Consider the following 15,823-nt stretch of genomic DNA (forward strand, 5'->3'; position numbering starts at 1 on the left):
CATAAAAAATCAAATACTAAAGAGGAGATGCATGATCATGAACAAAAGTAGACGTATCGGACTCATTATGATTATTACAGGAGCCACATTATGGGGATTATCTGGACCGATGATTCAATGGCTATTTCAACATACGAACGTATCATCAATTGATTTTTTAACAATTCGCTTGTTGCTTGCAGGAGTATTTATTTTGTCTTTCTTACTAATAAAGAAACAAAACATATTTCAAATTTGGAGACACCCTAGACATTCTATACAGCTTATTATTTTCTCTATTCTTGGCATGCTTGGTGCGCAGTACGCTTTTATCGAAACAGTTCATATTAGTAATGCCGTAACGGCAACGCTATTTCAATTTCTAGGCCCTGTTCTTATTACCATTTACGTTGCGTTTGAGCAAAAGAAATTCCCTGCTTCTATGCAAATACTCGCAATTATAACTGCGCTAACAGGAACATACTTTATTATTACAAATGGCTCAATCGAAAATATTGTTTTATCTAAAGCAGCTATTACTTTCGGCCTATTAACAGCGATTGGTTTTGCGTTTTATACCCTTCATCCGGCTTCCCTTATTAAAGAATGCGGAACAACTATAGTAATTGGCTGGGGGATGTTAATTGGAGGGATTGCACTGCTTATTTGTAATCGTTCTTTTGGATGGAATCAGATTTCGCAAACTTTCACACTTCAAACTTTTTCTATGCTTATTCTTATCATTATAAGTGGCACTCTTTCTTTCCTTCTTTATATCGGGAGTCTTAAATATTTAGCAGCAACAGAAACAAGTATTTTATCTAGCATTGAACCACTTGTAGCTGCCATCGTTTCAATCGCTTGGCTTAATGAATCTTTTGGAGCATATCAATTATTAGGCGGAGTATGTATCGTCCTTTCTGTTATTTTCTTAACAATGCCTCAAAAAGAGAGAGAACCAACCATTTCAACTGAACAAATATAAAGTGAAACTTTAATCAGTGAGGGGTTCCATCCCCCACTGATTATTAGCCCTCACCAATTGGGATAGAAAATGTCAAAAGAGGTCGTACAAAACTTACGACCTCTTTTTATGATTTAAAGGAATTGTCTCGTCTTCTAGCAAATACAATTACACTAACAATAAAAATTAGGAGTGTGGCACCATGAAAAAAATCGGAACTATGCTACTTTTCTCCTTCCTCATTACTGGCTGCGCGCAATCGCAACCCGATTCAACAGCACCTAAAAAAGAAGTAATAGAAACGGCATCCTCTCAAATTAACGCACCTTCCTTTTTTCACCTTAGTGTCTTAAAAGATGTAAATTGGGAAGAAGCACCATCATTCGTAGAAGGAAAAATACCGTTAAAAGGCATTGAAAGAAAAATTGCAATGGCTGATAGCTCTATTATCGCAAATGAGCAAAATGAAATAATGTGGTTCTTCCTGGATCCTGAAATGCCAACTGGAAAACTATCTATTATCGCGTTAAAACAAGGAACTACAACTCCAACACCAGTACTCTTTCAAAAAGAAACCTCCAAACAAACTTGGACTACTTCAAATACAGTCGATACAACCGTAAAGGAACTCCCTCTCGTAATGTCACTACCTTCATCTGGATTATGGGTATTAAACATATATGTGAATGAAAGATATTATGATCAATTTGTAATCAATGCCGAATAAAGTGACAAAACTGAAACACTTTCTTACAACAATGTAATTTCTACGTCACGTACTTCGATAGGTGGATTATCTCTCTTCTCATATACTTAAAGTAAGAAATGACGCGAGGAGAGATGAGAGATGAAAAAAATGATAGAAGTGATCGTAGCAGTAACTGAGGTTTTAATAAATGGTAAACAAGTTGCAATGGAGTTAAATAAATAATGAAAGGAGCTTGAATAAATTTACACTTCTTCATTATTTTGATTTCTTATCTCAAAAAAAGCAGTGCCTTTTTAAGGCGCTGCTTTTGACTATTTATAACTTGGCATTTTCGTAATCTGTGCCACACCTGAATCAATGGCTGCTTTCGCTACTACTTCTGCAACACTTGGAACAACTCTTTTATCTAATGGATTTGGAATTACATAATTCGCATTACGCTCTTCGTCCGTAATTATGTTAGCGATCCCATATGCTGCTGCTAATTTCATCTCTTCTGTAATATCAGTCGCGCGTACGTCTAATGCACCACGGAATATACCAGGGAACGCTAATACATTATTTACTTGATTTGAATAATCAGAACGACCAGTTCCAACTACAGCAGCTCCAGCTTCTAATGCATCTTCTGGGAATATTTCTGGAATTGGATTCGCCATTGCAAACACAATCGCTTTCTCATTCATCGTCTGTACAAGTTCTTTCGTTAATACGTTAGGCGCCGATACACCAATGAAAATATCAGCCTGATGAATTGCTTCTTTTAATGTTCCACGTACGTATTCTCGATTTGTCTTCTTTGAAACTTCGATTTGTGCTCCATTCATCCATGTTTCACCTTCACAAACAATACCTTCTAAGCTAACTAACGTAATGTGCTTTGCACCAGCTTTTAATAACAATTTTCCAATTGCAATTCCTGCCGAGCCCGCACCGTTAATAACAATTTTCACATCATTCATTTGTTTACTTACAACTTTTAGTGCATTAATAACAGCTGCTAAAACGACAATAGCCGTCCCATGCTGATCATCATGAAATACAGGAATATTCGTTTCTTCTTTTAATCGTCTTTCAATTTCAAAGCAACGTGGTGCTGCAATATCTTCTAAATTAATTCCTGCAAATGTAGGCTCTAGATTTTTCACAAGGGTAACGATTTCATCCACATCAGTCGTACCTAAACATAGCGGGAAAGCATCTACATTCGCAAAATTCTTAAATAAAATACTTTTCCCTTCCATAACAGGCATAGCTGCTTTCGGTCCAATGTTCCCTAAACCAAGTACTGCAGTTCCATCTGAAACAACTGCAACCATATTACCACGTGCTGTATAGTCATAAGCTGTTTCCTCATCTGCCGCAATTGCTTTACAAGACTCTGCTACCCCCGGTGTATAAGTCAAACTTAAATCGTCCGCTGTATTCACTTCTACTTTACTTGTAATTTCAATTTTCCCTACTAATTCTTTATGCAATAACAATGATCTTTCATTAATTTGTTTTTCTAACATACTTATAATCTCCCCTTAATTTGACAAGCTAGCTATATGAATATAGCTAGCTTGTTTGATCATGAAAACATTTTTAATAAAATTGTCGCTGTTACGACCATTGCTGCCCCGCCTAAACGCGTTGAAATTTGTGCGAACGGCATTAATTCCATACGATTTGAAGCTGATAAAATAGCAACATCTCCAGTTCCACCTAAACCACTATGACATCCAGTTACAATCGCTGATTCAACTGGATACATTTTCATCACTTTCCCTACAAGAAAACCTGACGCTACCATTGTAAGAACAACCGATGCGCACACAACAACATATCCTACCGAAAGAACTGCTGCTACGTCTTTTAAAGGAATATATAGCAATCCTAAACCGACCATTAATGGCCATGTTAAATTCTTTGAAATGAATTTATATAAATGGAATGCTCCTTGCTCCATTTTTGCTGGCATTAGATTAAAGTACTTCACAATTGCCGCTGAAAAAATCATAATGATTGCTCCTGGAATACCGATAAACTTAGAAGCGAATCCTCCGAAAATAAAGAATGTACATGCAATCAATAATCCTGCTCCCATTAATGAGAAATCAATTGGTTTTTCTGTATTTTGCTCCTTTAATAAATCTGCTTGATTGTCTGTTTTTACTAATACACCATTCCCACTAAGCTCCGGTTTCTTCTCACCTAAACGCTTCATATACCCTGCACTCACGATTGCAAACATATTTCCAATAATAGCTGCCGGAATAAGCTGTGATACAAATGTTGCTGATGATTCATTTAAAATATCACTATAAGCTAGCGACAATGGTAAAATTCCTTCCCCGATACCACCACTCACAATTGGTACGATGATAAAGAAGAATGTCTGCTTCATTTCAAATCCAAATAGTGAACCGACTAATAAGCCTACTGCTACAGAAGCTAACGTCCCTACTACTAAAGGAATAAACATACGAACGAAACCTTGTACTAATACTTTACGGTTCATTCCTAAAATACTTCCAACTACTAAACAAGAAATATATAAATATAAAAAGTTCGATTTTTTCATTAACATAGTCGCAGCTTCCATTGAAGCTGGATTCATCCAGTTAAAAAATACAAGTAACGATGGAATAAATAATGAGAGAATTGCTGGACCACCGATATTTTTTAATATTGGAATTCTCATCCCAATGTCACCTAAGAAAATACCCATGATCATAATAACTGCAAAACCACCAATCATATCTGCTGGTAATTTATTATATACAGATGCTCCATAAATAATAGCAGCCAATACTACATATAACGGTAAAGGTATAACACCGATTTTAACGTTCATAATTTTAGAAGCGAAAGATTCATTTTTCAATTCATTGCCTTCAGAAAATGATACCGCTTCCACATTTTTTTGAATTCCCATATGGCACCCCCTTGTTTTCTTAATAACAATATTAAAACGCTTTCAATAGTAAAAATAGTTTTTGTAAGTTTTGTAATTGGTTTTGTAATTAAAAAAAGTATAAGCGACTTATAATAAGCCGCTTATACGTAAAAGTCTATTTTATTCCGGTCAATACACCTTAATTTACTCACCGGTCTTCCCACATTTTGATACACCATTTCATTCTCTAATACTCCGATTTCAGTCAAAAACATTACATACTTTCGAATAGAAACTCTCGAAACCCCTACTAATTGCGCCATTTCATCAGTTGTAAATGCTTGTCCATTAAGCGATTCGATTTTCTGCCAAATGAGTTGCAATGTTTGCTTTGTTAATCCTTTCGGAAGCTCTTTATAGTCAAAGGACTCTCTTTTTTCTTTTTGTAAAATTAACGAATCTAATTCCGATTGACTAATTTTTTGTTGTTCTTTCATGAAAGTAAATTTTTCTCGATACACCGTTAATGCTTCCTTAAAGCGTTCAAATGTAAATGGTTTAATTAGATAGTCTACAACTCCATATTGTAATGCTTTTTTAATACTTCCCATATCATGTACAGCTGAAATCATCATAATATCAATTTCTTTTTCTTGATTTCGAATATACATTAAAAGCTCAAATCCAGTCTCCTCAGGCATAAAAATATCAAGTAATATGAAGTCTACTCGTGACCTCTCTATCACTTCTATCGCTTCTTTAACTGAGTTAACTACATGGACAAGTTCAAACCCTCCCACTTGCTCTAAATAATGCTTATTTAACATCGCAACCATCGGATCATCTTCTACAATCAAAACTTTGATCATCTTATCTCTCATCCCTACTTTTAGGTATTTCAATCGTTATTGTCGTTCCGGTTCCTAACGATGAATGAACATAAATTTCCCCATCTATTCGCTGTATGCTTTCCTTTACAAGATGCAAACCATACCCCCGATTATCACCCTTTGTAGAATAACCTTTTATAAATAATGCATCAATTTTATCTTCTTGTATGCCTTTCCCCGTATCTTGTACTGTAATTATTAATGTATCCCCATATTGTATTCCAACTTCAACCTGCTTCTTCTCACAATTCGTCACTGCGTCTAATGCATTATTAATTAAATTTCCGACAATGGTAATCAGTTCATGAATGATACGTTCATCATATATTTCTGGTAAGTAAGAATCCTCTTTTATAACTAACTTTATATTTTTCTCTCTAGCATAGCTAAGTTTACCTAGTAAAAAACCAGCAAATACTGGACTTTTTATTCTTTTCATAACCCCGCCAATTTCATATTGATGCTCTGATACCATACTACTTACATATTTCTGCAATTCTTCATACTGTTTCATATGTGTTAGCCCTAATACGACATGCATTTTATTCATAAATTCATGAGATTGTGCCCGTAACGCTTCCGCATATAGCCTAATACCAGTTAGTTCTTCTGCTAATTTTCTAATTTCTGTTTTATCACGAAATGTTGCGATCGCGCCAACTATTTCTCCTTTTACATATAAAGGAACACGATTTGTGACAATCGTAATTCCGTAAATATTTTGTTCTTCGTTTAATTGTACCTCGCCTGTTTGCAACACTTCTTTTATACGTGAATTTGGCATATACAATTCAACATCTTTACCAATAAAGTCTTCTTCAAGTCCACTTTTCTTAAATAATCGTTTTGCCTCATTATTTATTAAAGTTACATTCGCCTCTTTATCTACAGCAATAATACCTTCTTTCACCGAAAGCAACATCGTATTTCTTTCTTCAAGAATTTTTGCTATCCTATGCGGCTCAAGACCAAATAAACTTTTCTTTATATGTCTAGCTAGCAATATTGCTCCTATAATCCCAACTAATACTCCAACTCCGACACCAATATAAATAATATGTCTACTTTGCTTAACTCTTTCTTTTACATTATCTGCTGAAATACCGACAGCTACTGCTCCAAGCTGTTCACCTGTTTCAGAAAATATTGGTACAAACACTCGCATTGAAATACCTAAAGTTCCTTCTGCTAGCGATACATGTTCCTTCCCTTTCAATGCAGGTCCTTCATCTCCCCCAATAAAATGATGACCTATTTTTTGAGGATTTGGATGAGATTTTCTTATTCCATCCATATCCATAACTACAATAAATTGAACACCTGTATTTTTTAATATCCTATTTGTATACGTTTGGATTGCTGAAGTATCTGCTTTCCCAATCAAACCATTGATTACAACTGAATCATTCGCCACAATGTGTGCAATTGTTTTCGCTTTCTCTGCTTGGCTTTCCTCCGTTGTCCGTTCTACATTATGACTAATTAATATATCTGTCACAAGTAAAGAAAAAATTACAACTGTACAAACTAACAATGTAATCGTTTTCCATAAATTCCATAGTCTTTTTCTTTTTTTCATCCCGTTAATGACTCCCCTAATTACTGAATAGAAAAATAAGTAAGGTGATATTATTTCCACCTTACTTATTTGCTGTTATTATACTTTAAATTTACTAGTCATTGCTTGTAGTTCTTCGGCCATCTCAGCTAAGTTTTGCGAAGCCGAACTAATTTCTTCCATCGAATTTACTTGTTCTTCTGTTGAAGCTGCAACACTTTGCATACTAGCTGTATTTTCTTCTGCAGCCGCTGCAATTTCATCAATAGCGTTTGTCGCTTCATTTGCATCTCCAGCGATTCTCTTCGTTGTTTCTACCATTTGATTAACTTGAGAAACAATATGAGTAGTAGAACTTAAAATTTCTGTAAAACTTACTTTCGTTTTTGTTACAACATCTAAGCCTTGTTGAACTTCCCCACTCACATTATCCATTGCCTTAACAGTATGTTCAATATCAGCCTTAATTTCTGCAATTAAATTTGCAATCTCTCCAGATGATTCTCCTGATTGCTCTGCTAATTTTCTAACTTCATCAGCTACAATAGCAAATCCTCTTCCCTGCTCACCTGCTCTTGCCGCCTCAATAGCCGCATTTAAAGCTAATAAGTTCGTTTGAGTAGCAATATTTTGAATTGCTTCAGAAATAGCTCCTACCTGCTTTGATTTCTCATCAAGAAGTTTAATAATAGCATCTGACTCGGATACCGATTTAGAAATAGACTGCATTTGTTTTGCTGTTTGTTCAACCAATTCTTCCCCTTCTTCAGCTCTTTCTCTCGCATGTAATGAGGAGATAGAAATTGATTCCGCGCTTCCAGTTACATCTTGAATTGCTGTATTTACCTGTTGTAATGTAGCCGCACCTTCTTCAACACCTTGACTTTGTGATTCAGCCCCACCTGATACTTGTTCCATTGCAATTGTAATTTGATCTGTCGCATCATTTGCTTGCTGTACGCTCGCTGTTAACTCTTCAGCCGATGCAGCGACATGTTCTGCTGAAAAACTAATTTGAGTAATCACATCTTGTAAAGAGGCAGACATTTCATTAAATGAATTCCCTAATTTCCCTATATCATCCTTGGAATGGATTGTAATTTTCTCTGTCAAATCTCCTTTACTAATTTTATGTGCCGAGTCAGCTATTTTTCTTAATGGTCTTGTAATAGACTTTGTAATGAAATAAATTAGTACACTACCAAATACAATAGCGATAGCAATGACAATCAAAGTCTTATAAAACACTGGATTCGCAGCTTGGGTAATTTCTTCGTCGAACATAACTCCAACTACTTTCCATCCTGTTTTCTCATTTGTTTCAAAGATTAAATTCTTTTTATCACCTTGTTCTGTATAAGACACGTTTCCTTGTTTTTCTTCATAAATTGGTTTAATCCACGGATCAGTAACTTTTGCACCTGGTTTTCTAGACGGATGACTAACAATTTGCTTATTTTGATCTAAAATAACTGCATAACCTTTTTCACCAATGTTAATCATTTTGGAAATTTTTAAGATGTTATCTAAATTTAAGTTAATTCCTATAACACCTTTACCATCTTTTACTTCTTTAGCAATTGTCACTACCATATTTTTAGTAGATGCTGATTGATATGGTGCAGTAACAATTACCTTTCCTTTATTTTCATGCGCTTCTTTATACCAAGATCTATCTGTTGGGTTATAGCCATCAGCCATTTGGATAAATGGTTCTCTTATAAACTTTCCTGCCTGTGTTCCAATATAAATACCTTCTACTTCTGGATGAAGTTTTATATATTGCGCTAACTTCGTTCTTACTATTTCTTCTTGTCCGTTTGGATATGTATCCTCTGTTAAAATGTCTGCAAAGTACGCCGCATCAACAAATTTCTCCTCTATATTTTGAGAAATAACAGTATTTAAAACTGAAATATTCTCCTTTGCTTTACCTGTAATTTGTTGTTCAAAATTTGTTTTGGCAGTTTGATATGAAACACCACCGATAATAAGTCCTGGTATAGTTAAAATAATAAAAAATGAAATGATTAATTTTTTCTTGATACTCATACTTTTAACCCAGCTAAATATATTTTGCATAATAAGCCTCCTTTATGTAATAGAACACTTGTGTAATTTTATACAATCAACATATATAAAACAATATATAATGATAACACGTAATTTTTTCGTCAATTATGCATTTTTACATATCCACTTCTCCTAAACATTTTAATCCTAAAAAACAAGAGAACTTTAGCATATATAATAAGCTAAAGTTCTCTTGTTTTTTAACAGCTTCTCTTCAAAAAAATCTGCAAAACTTCTCTTACAATTCCTTAAATCTTTATCCTTCACCTTATAGTTATATAGTTCATGCTCTTCCTCCTAATTTATTTGGAGTTATTTACATAGCTAATTGCCTGACTCCCCATCTGCACCCATGCCTGTTCAAATTTTCCTCTTGGCACTTTTACATCTAAGCTATCATCGAGGGGATCTCGAATATATACAGATTCCTTATCGTACCCAACAAGTACAACACAATGTTCATTATACGTAATAGAAACATCCCCACTATTTGTTTCCCATGTAGTAAATTCATCTTCATCTAAAGGAGCATATGTTGCATTCGTAATCATGACTACCGGGTGCCCTGCTTTTACACTCTTATAAATTTCTTCTATACTCTTCCCTGTTAAGTCTACAGCTTCATTCGGTAAATATTTTTTTGCTAACTGAAAAAGTGGTCCGTGATATACACCGTATCCGGATTCAGAAAAGGTATAAATATTCCCTACAAATCCTTCATTCGGATTCCCACGTACACCATCTTCCATAAAATTAACTTTTTTTATTTCATTTGCTAATTTCATCTTATCTACAGAAACACCTGCGTATTGTAACATCATCGCTAAACTTGTTACTTCGCAGCCTCTATCTAACTCTGGTAATTGTTGAATTAAAGGCACATTTGATAACATGACTTTTTCATCGTTATTACTAAACTCTATTCGTTTTTGACTTTGTACACTTGAAAATAGTAACCCCTTTACTTTCTCTACATACTTTGTAATTCCATTTGTATATGCCCCCCATACCCCTATACATAGTAAGGCCATACATATATACCACTTCCATTTTCGTATCACTCTCACGCCCTTTTTAATTCGTTAAATACGAATAAAACGCATCAGCATCTGTTTGAACCATAGGAACAAACTTAAGCTCTTTTCCCTTTTCAGGTTGTTCAAGATTTATCTTCTCCGCTAAATCTTGAATCTTCAAATTCGTTCTATCCATACCTAGCTCATCTGCTATTTCTATTACCTTTTGCTCATTTATTTCTCTTAATACTTGATATATATCTTTGCCATATAAATCAATATGATATTTTTTTGCTTCTTCCTGTACTTTTTGTTCGTACACTTCCCCTGCTAACTCTTCCATCTCTTTTCCTTGTTGAGCAATACCTAGCTTTTCTGCTTCTTCTCTAACTTTCGTTCCGTAGATTTCTTCCTCAATCTCTTCTATTTCTTTTCCTTCAGTTGAAACACCAAGCTTTTCTGCTTCATTATTAATTTTAATCTTATTAATTTGATCAATTAAACTTACAATCGACGTATTCTCTATAGATATTCCTAGTTTCAACGCTTCTTGCCTCACTTTTGTTTCATAAATTTCTTCTGAAAGAATTCCAACATCTTTCCCTTCTGCCGAGATACCTAATTGATTAGCTTCTCTTCCTACTTCCGTCTCATGAATTTCTTTTTCTAACGTAATTTGTTCTTTCCCATCCGTTTCAATGCCTAACTTTTCCGCTTTTTCTTCCGTATGCATTGCATGTATTTTCCCATCATTTAATTGTTCTTTACTACGCTGCGTATAATCTGTCTTTCCTTTTGTCATTCCAGAAGGGGAGGCACCCCCTAATATACTTACACTCATTACTCCAATAGTGAATACCGTCATCATTTTCTTTTTCAAGACTTCTTCCTCCCTCTCACGCTTTCTTTTTCCAGCTTTCCCATAAATTTTTTTATACTATACATAAACTTCATCTCTGTTAGAAATAACCTTATGATTTATCCAGTTCATTCAAAAAAACCTTACATCTTTTCTTTCCATCACAAGTTTCCATTATGTAATACATGCTACAAGTTATTCCTTAACTTTCCCTTAAAAAAGACGACCTTGTAAAAACAAGGTCGTCTTCTCACTTATAATCTTTGATTTTTAGGGAAAATCACTTCAAAACAAGTTCCTTCTCCCCATTTGCTCTCTACCGATATTTTTCCATAATGCTTTTCTACAATCCAATTAGCGATTGAAAGACCTAACCCAGCTCCTTCTGACATACTTCTTGCTTTGTCTCCTTGATAAAAACGATTAAATAAATTTGGAATATCTTCTTCTTTAACTCCTATCCCATTATCTTTCACCCGTATACGAATTGAATTACTCGTTTGTGTGCAATCAATTTGAATATGCCCATCTTCATTCGTATACTTCATCGCATTATCTAACAATATGACCATCATTTGATGGATTCTCTCTCTATCACCCATAAATGTTATATCACGTTCTACTTTTAATATCATCGCTTTTTCTTGATAAGAGGCAATTTCTTTATATGGATTTACAATTTCTTCTAACAACTTATCCAGTTCAAATGTTTTCTTATCCATCTCAATTTGATTAGAATCCGAACGTGCTAACAACAATAAATTGCTAACGAGTTTCGATAGCCGCCTACATTCTTTTGAAATTGTAGAGATATCCACGGCTTTTTCTTCTATCGTAGCGGATGGGGACTGGAATAATACATCCGTTTTTGATTGAATAACTGCAAGCGGTGTTCTTAATTCATGTGATGCATCGGAAACGAATTGCTGCTGTTTCTCCCATGAATTTTGAATAGGTATGAGTGCCCTGCCAGCTAGGAAAAAACCGATACCTATTGCACATAGACTTCCTATGCTACAACCTATTATGAGAATTAAAAATAAAGTATTTAGCATTTCTTCTTCAGCTGTTGTATCACGTACAATTTGAACTATTTTTCCATCTTCTTGAAACGCAAACGTTCTAAAATATCGTCCTTGCACTTCAATATCTTGCAAATCCCCTACCTTTTTTGGAGAAAACTTTTCCAAATCCCCTTCAAAGTTAGAGCGAAATTTATGGTTATCGCCTTCTATCTCCACTATTTTTCCATTCCAAGTTATTATAGTTATCCGTGGGTCTCGAATTTTGATATTCTCTATACGTTTTCTTGGTGGTGGCATTTTAACATCAAATTTTTCTCTATACTGAGTTATCATTTTTATAGATTGATCCACTTCATTATAAGTACGCTTGTATGTGTACGAATAAATAATACTACCTAATACACCTATTAATAGGATAAATACTAACGAATTCAATATAGTTAGACGAATACGTGTCTTTTGAAACATGCTTCCCTTTCTCATTGTTCTTTTAATATATATCCAATACCTCGAACGGTTTGAATATCTTTCTGATAACCGAATGGTTCTAATTTTTTACGTAAATGATGTACATACACTTCTACAATTGCTACTGTCGTATCTGAATCAAATCCCCAAACACGATCGAAAATTTGTTCACGCATTAAAATCTTCCCGCTATTTTGAATGAGATACTCTAGTAGCTCGTATTGTTTTAATGTCAGCTTAATACCTTGTCCATCTACTTGAATGTCTTTATCTTTTCCGAACAATTCAATTCCTTTATAACGAATGGTCTGCTGTGTTGTTAAACTACCACTTCTGCGTAGTAATGCACGAATTCTCGCTTTTAATTCAGGGGCCTGAAACGGTTTAACAATATAATCATCTCCACCAAAGTCCAATCCTTTCACTCGATCTTCTAAAGAATCTCTCGCTGTCAAAAACAGGACTGGCGTTTCAATCTTTTCATCACGTATTTTTTGAATCACTTCAAATCCGTCCATTTCTGGCATCATCACATCAAGCAAAATTGCATCATAAATGTTTTGCAGCGCCAAAAACAAGCCGTCTTCCCCATTCATTGCCGTATCCACTTCAAATTCATCACGTAAAATTTGTACGATAGACTCTAATAACGAGGCATTATCTTCTACTACAAGTAAGCGCATATTCTCACCTTCCACAATCTATTTCAACTCTCTTTATTATTGCATCTCTTCTCTTCATAACGAAATAATGTAATCATATTATGTAATTTCATTTTCAACTATTTCCTTCTAAAGTTTTGCTCGATATAAAATTTTGAACCTTTATTATAAAGGCTCTTTCTTAAATTTTGCTTAATAAAAAATTGAAAGAAATAAGATTACCCTTATCTCTTTCAATTTTTTACTACATACACCTTTTTACTCGGCAATTCTAAACAATTTAACTGACCACCATAAACCGCACCGCCATCAATTCCAATAATACGATTACTACCAAAATACACTCCGCAATTCTCACTACCATGAAGCGTTTTTGTTTCCGTATGGCCAAATACAACAACCTTTTCGCCGCTATATCCATTATGAAATTCATTACGGATCCACATTAACGTATATGGTTCAGATTCAGAAACTCGGTTCATCGGCTCAACACCAGCATGTACAAAGATATACTCTTCTGTTTCAATGTAATGATCTAATTCTTGAATAAACGTTACATGTTCCTCTAATATATGAGATTGTAAAATCGGTTTTTGGAAGTTTTCCTCATTAACCGCAATGTCTTCTTCTACAAATCCATAGCTATATAACGTTTTATCTCCACCATTCCTTTTTACCCAATGGTTCCATGAACGTTCCTCATCAGTCGTTAACGCCTTGATCATCATATCTTCATGATTGCCCTTTAGAACGAGGGCTCCCGCTTCTTTTAACTCTTTTACCTTTTCAATTACTGCACGCGCATTTGGACCACGATCTACATAATCCCCTAATAAAATCAATTGATCCTGTCTTGCATCGTATTGAGCTTCTTCCAATAACTGTTCGAACTTTTCTATTTCTCCATGAATATCACTAATAACAAGTATTCTCTTCATTTCTTCCCCTTCTTTCTAAACCATTCTCTTTCTAATTATAGATTAAAACGACAGAAATTTCTGAATTACAATCCGAAATAGCATTTATTACAAATAAAACTATTATCCTTACAACAATGTAAGTCTCTTGTCATCCAATTCGATGGTTGCAATTACTGCATTTCCTTATACTAAAAGTAAGAAATGAAACAAAAAACAAGGAGAGATGAGATATGAAAAAAGTGATGGAAGTTGTAGTAGCGGTGGCAGAGGTTTTTGTAAATGGGAAACAAGTTGCAATGGAGTTAAACAAATAATGAAAAAGACAAAATTCATTCTAGACCCTTTACTCATATAAAAGAGATAAGACTTCATCATTTCTTTGATCCCTTATCTCCCAATAAAGAAAGCCGCATCCTGAAAAAGGATGCGGCTTTCTCTTATTTTTGACTCGTACGAGCTGAAATACTAATTGCTCTATCTGTTGCTTTTGCAGCTTCATCTAAAGCTTCTTTACTATTCTTTCCGTCATACATTGCTTCTAATGCTTTTACAACTGCATCTCTTGATTCTGGGAATACACTAATTAATGCCCCTTGAGTTGCTGGAGATTGCTTCGTTGCTTGTAATTGCTCTACCGTTACTTTTAACTGCGGATACTTTTCATACTGCTCTTTTACTAACGGCTCATTATATGCATCTGGATTAATTGAGAAATATCCTGTTGCAGTATGCCATTTTGCTTGTACATCTGGCTTCGTTAAATATTTCATAAAGTCCCAAGCACCTTGCTGCGTTTCTTCTGAAACCATATTCGTCATCCATAATGATGCACCGCCAATAACAACACCATTTTGTTTCGAATCTTCTGGATACGGAATATACGAAACGCCTACATTAAACTTAGATGCATCAATTAAATCACGAACACCAGCTGAAGAATCTAAATACATAGCAACTTGTCCAGACTGGAACGCAGCACGAATATCATCCCAACTTGCTCCATACTTTCCAAGTGCACCAGCTTTATTTAATTCATCTAACATCCCAAATACTTTTTGACCTTCTTTTCCGTTAAATACCGCTTTCTTTGCAGCATCTTTACGGCCGTTTTCGTTGTCTACATATAAAGCACCTTGTGTCGCTAACAACTCTTCAAAGAACCAACCATAATTCAGCATTGAAAATCCATACTGCTTTACATTTCCGCCTTCTTTAATCGTTAACTTTTTCGCCGCTTCTTTTAACTCATCATATGTTTGCGGAGCTTTCTCTGGATCTAATCCAGCCTTCACGAAAGCATCCTTATTATAAATTAATACTGGTGTAGATGAATTAAACGGCATAGAATACATTTTTTCATCAACTGAATAATAGTTCGTAATTGCTTTTTCTAATTTTGATGTATCGTACTTATCTTTTTTAATCCAGCTATCGATAGGCGTAATCTTTTTGCTATCAATCATATACTTCGTTGTAATTTCACTCGATTGAACAAGAGCTGGCGCTTCTTTCGTTGCAGACATCGTTTTAAATTTCGTTAAAGACTCTTCGTATGTTCCTTGGAACTCTGCCTTTATCTCGTATTTATTCTGCGACTTATTATAGTCTGCAACAAGCCCATCTAGTACACCTTGTGTTTTTCCACCCATTGCATGCCAGAAACGAATTACAGTTTTATCACCATTCTTTTCAACTGGAGCTACTTTTGCCTGTGCTTCAGGTTTCCCCTCTGTTTTACTATTTGAACAAGCTGCGCCGGTTAATGCCATTGTGGCTGCCATTAAAAGAGCAGCACTTTTTTTCAATAAGCTCATCTCAA

General features: G+C 34.8%; 13 protein-coding genes and 1 pseudogene. 2 read left to right on the top strand and 12 right to left on the bottom strand.

The annotated features are described in order from the left end of the window. The first annotated feature begins 37 nt into the window (after positions 1-37). The gene (locus MR066_RS19925; RefSeq protein WP_242248296.1) at positions 38-964 is read left to right on the top strand and encodes a DMT family transporter; all 927 of its coding nucleotides are present in this window, start codon (positions 38-40) and stop codon (positions 962-964) included. A gap of 181 nt (positions 965-1,145) precedes the next feature. Further along, the gene (locus tag MR066_RS19930; protein ID WP_242248298.1) at positions 1,146-1,670 is read left to right on the top strand and encodes a DUF4871 domain-containing protein; all 525 of its coding nucleotides are present in this window, start codon (positions 1,146-1,148) and stop codon (positions 1,668-1,670) included. Positions 1,671-1,963: 293 nt separating this feature from the next. On the opposite strand, the gene MR066_RS19935 is transcribed toward MR066_RS19930, so the two are convergent. The 12 genes and pseudogenes from MR066_RS19935 to MR066_RS19985 form a co-directional block, all read right to left on the bottom strand. Then, positions 1,964-3,166 carry an NAD(P)-dependent malic enzyme gene (locus MR066_RS19935; protein WP_002029693.1) on the bottom strand — a complete coding sequence of 401 codons (1,203 nt, stop codon included), beginning with the start codon at positions 3,164-3,166 and terminating at the stop codon, positions 1,964-1,966. A 59-nt stretch (positions 3,167-3,225) separates the two neighbouring features. Beyond that, the gene (locus MR066_RS19940) at positions 3,226-4,572 is read right to left on the bottom strand and encodes a 2-hydroxycarboxylate transporter family protein (protein ID WP_242248300.1); all 1,347 of its coding nucleotides are present in this window, start codon (positions 4,570-4,572) and stop codon (positions 3,226-3,228) included. 122 nt (positions 4,573-4,694) lie between these two features. Then, positions 4,695-5,402 carry a response regulator gene (locus MR066_RS19945; protein WP_242248302.1) on the bottom strand — a complete coding sequence of 236 codons (708 nt, stop codon included), beginning with the start codon at positions 5,400-5,402 and terminating at the stop codon, positions 4,695-4,697. Position 5,403: 1 nt separating this feature from the next. After that, a complete protein-coding gene (locus tag MR066_RS19950; RefSeq protein WP_242248304.1) occupies positions 5,404-7,002 on the bottom strand; it encodes a sensor histidine kinase in 1,599 nt (532 codons plus the stop codon). A gap of 78 nt (positions 7,003-7,080) precedes the next feature. After that, entirely contained in the window at positions 7,081-8,028 is a 948-nt protein-coding gene (locus MR066_RS27495) for a methyl-accepting chemotaxis protein (protein ID WP_472927093.1), read from the bottom strand. Then, positions 8,020-9,063, bottom strand: a pseudogene (locus tag MR066_RS27500) (HAMP domain-containing protein); the annotation flags it as partial. The gene MR066_RS27495 and the pseudogene MR066_RS27500, both read right to left, overlap by 9 nt. A gap of 293 nt (positions 9,064-9,356) precedes the next feature. After that, positions 9,357-10,085: a C39 family peptidase gene (locus MR066_RS19960; RefSeq protein ID WP_061673958.1), complete on the bottom strand. Its 729-nt coding sequence runs from the start codon at positions 10,083-10,085 to the stop codon at positions 9,357-9,359. A gap of 43 nt (positions 10,086-10,128) precedes the next feature. Continuing rightward, on the bottom strand, positions 10,129-10,950 hold the full coding sequence (locus MR066_RS19965) for a transporter (RefSeq protein WP_242248308.1): 822 nt from the start codon (positions 10,948-10,950) through the stop codon (positions 10,129-10,131). 233 nt (positions 10,951-11,183) lie between these two features. Next, positions 11,184-12,422: a sensor histidine kinase gene (locus tag MR066_RS19970; protein ID WP_242248309.1), complete on the bottom strand. Its 1,239-nt coding sequence runs from the start codon at positions 12,420-12,422 to the stop codon at positions 11,184-11,186. A gap of 11 nt (positions 12,423-12,433) precedes the next feature. Continuing rightward, the gene (locus MR066_RS19975) at positions 12,434-13,105 is read right to left on the bottom strand and encodes a response regulator transcription factor (protein WP_002091066.1); all 672 of its coding nucleotides are present in this window, start codon (positions 13,103-13,105) and stop codon (positions 12,434-12,436) included. A 212-nt stretch (positions 13,106-13,317) separates the two neighbouring features. Next, on the bottom strand, positions 13,318-14,022 hold the full coding sequence (locus MR066_RS19980) for a metallophosphoesterase family protein (protein ID WP_002029682.1): 705 nt from the start codon (positions 14,020-14,022) through the stop codon (positions 13,318-13,320). A 419-nt stretch (positions 14,023-14,441) separates the two neighbouring features. After that, a complete protein-coding gene (locus MR066_RS19985) occupies positions 14,442-15,818 on the bottom strand; it encodes an ABC transporter substrate-binding protein (RefSeq protein WP_061689363.1) in 1,377 nt (458 codons plus the stop codon). Between the last annotated feature and the right edge of the window lie 5 nt (positions 15,819-15,823).

Source organism: Bacillus cereus group sp. BfR-BA-01523 (assembly GCF_022662615.1).
GTDB classification, from domain to species: domain Bacteria; phylum Bacillota; class Bacilli; order Bacillales; family Bacillaceae_G; genus Bacillus_A; species Bacillus_A mycoides.

Bases quoted from the DNA above. Each gene is read 5' to 3' on its own strand.
- MR066_RS19925 (WP_242248296.1), top strand. From the start codon at position 38: ATGAACAAAAGTAGACGTATCGGACTCATTATGATTATTACAGGAGCC.
- MR066_RS19930 (WP_242248298.1), top strand. From the start codon at position 1,146: ATGAAAAAAATCGGAACTATGCTACTTTTCTCCTTCCTCATTACTGGC.
- MR066_RS19935 (WP_002029693.1), bottom strand. From the start codon at position 3,166: ATGTTAGAAAAACAAATTAATGAAAGATCATTGTTATTGCATAAAGAA.
- MR066_RS19940 (WP_242248300.1), bottom strand. From the start codon at position 4,572: ATGGGAATTCAAAAAAATGTGGAAGCGGTATCATTTTCTGAAGGCAAT.
- MR066_RS19945 (WP_242248302.1), bottom strand. From the start codon at position 5,402: ATGATCAAAGTTTTGATTGTAGAAGATGATCCGATGGTTGCGATGTTA.
- MR066_RS19950 (WP_242248304.1), bottom strand. From the start codon at position 7,002: ATGAAAAAAAGAAAAAGACTATGGAATTTATGGAAAACGATTACATTG.
- MR066_RS27495 (WP_472927093.1), bottom strand. From the start codon at position 8,028: ATGTCTGCCTCTTTACAAGATGTGATTACTCAAATTAGTTTTTCAGCA.
- MR066_RS19960 (WP_061673958.1), bottom strand. From the start codon at position 10,085: ATGGCCTTACTATGTATAGGGGTATGGGGGGCATATACAAATGGAATT.
- MR066_RS19970 (WP_242248309.1), bottom strand. From the start codon at position 12,422: ATGTTTCAAAAGACACGTATTCGTCTAACTATATTGAATTCGTTAGTA.
- MR066_RS19975 (WP_002091066.1), bottom strand. From the start codon at position 13,105: ATGCGCTTACTTGTAGTAGAAGATAATGCCTCGTTATTAGAGTCTATC.
- MR066_RS19980 (WP_002029682.1), bottom strand. From the start codon at position 14,022: ATGAAGAGAATACTTGTTATTAGTGATATTCATGGAGAAATAGAAAAG.
- MR066_RS19985 (WP_061689363.1), bottom strand. From the start codon at position 15,818: ATGAGCTTATTGAAAAAAAGTGCTGCTCTTTTAATGGCAGCCACAATG.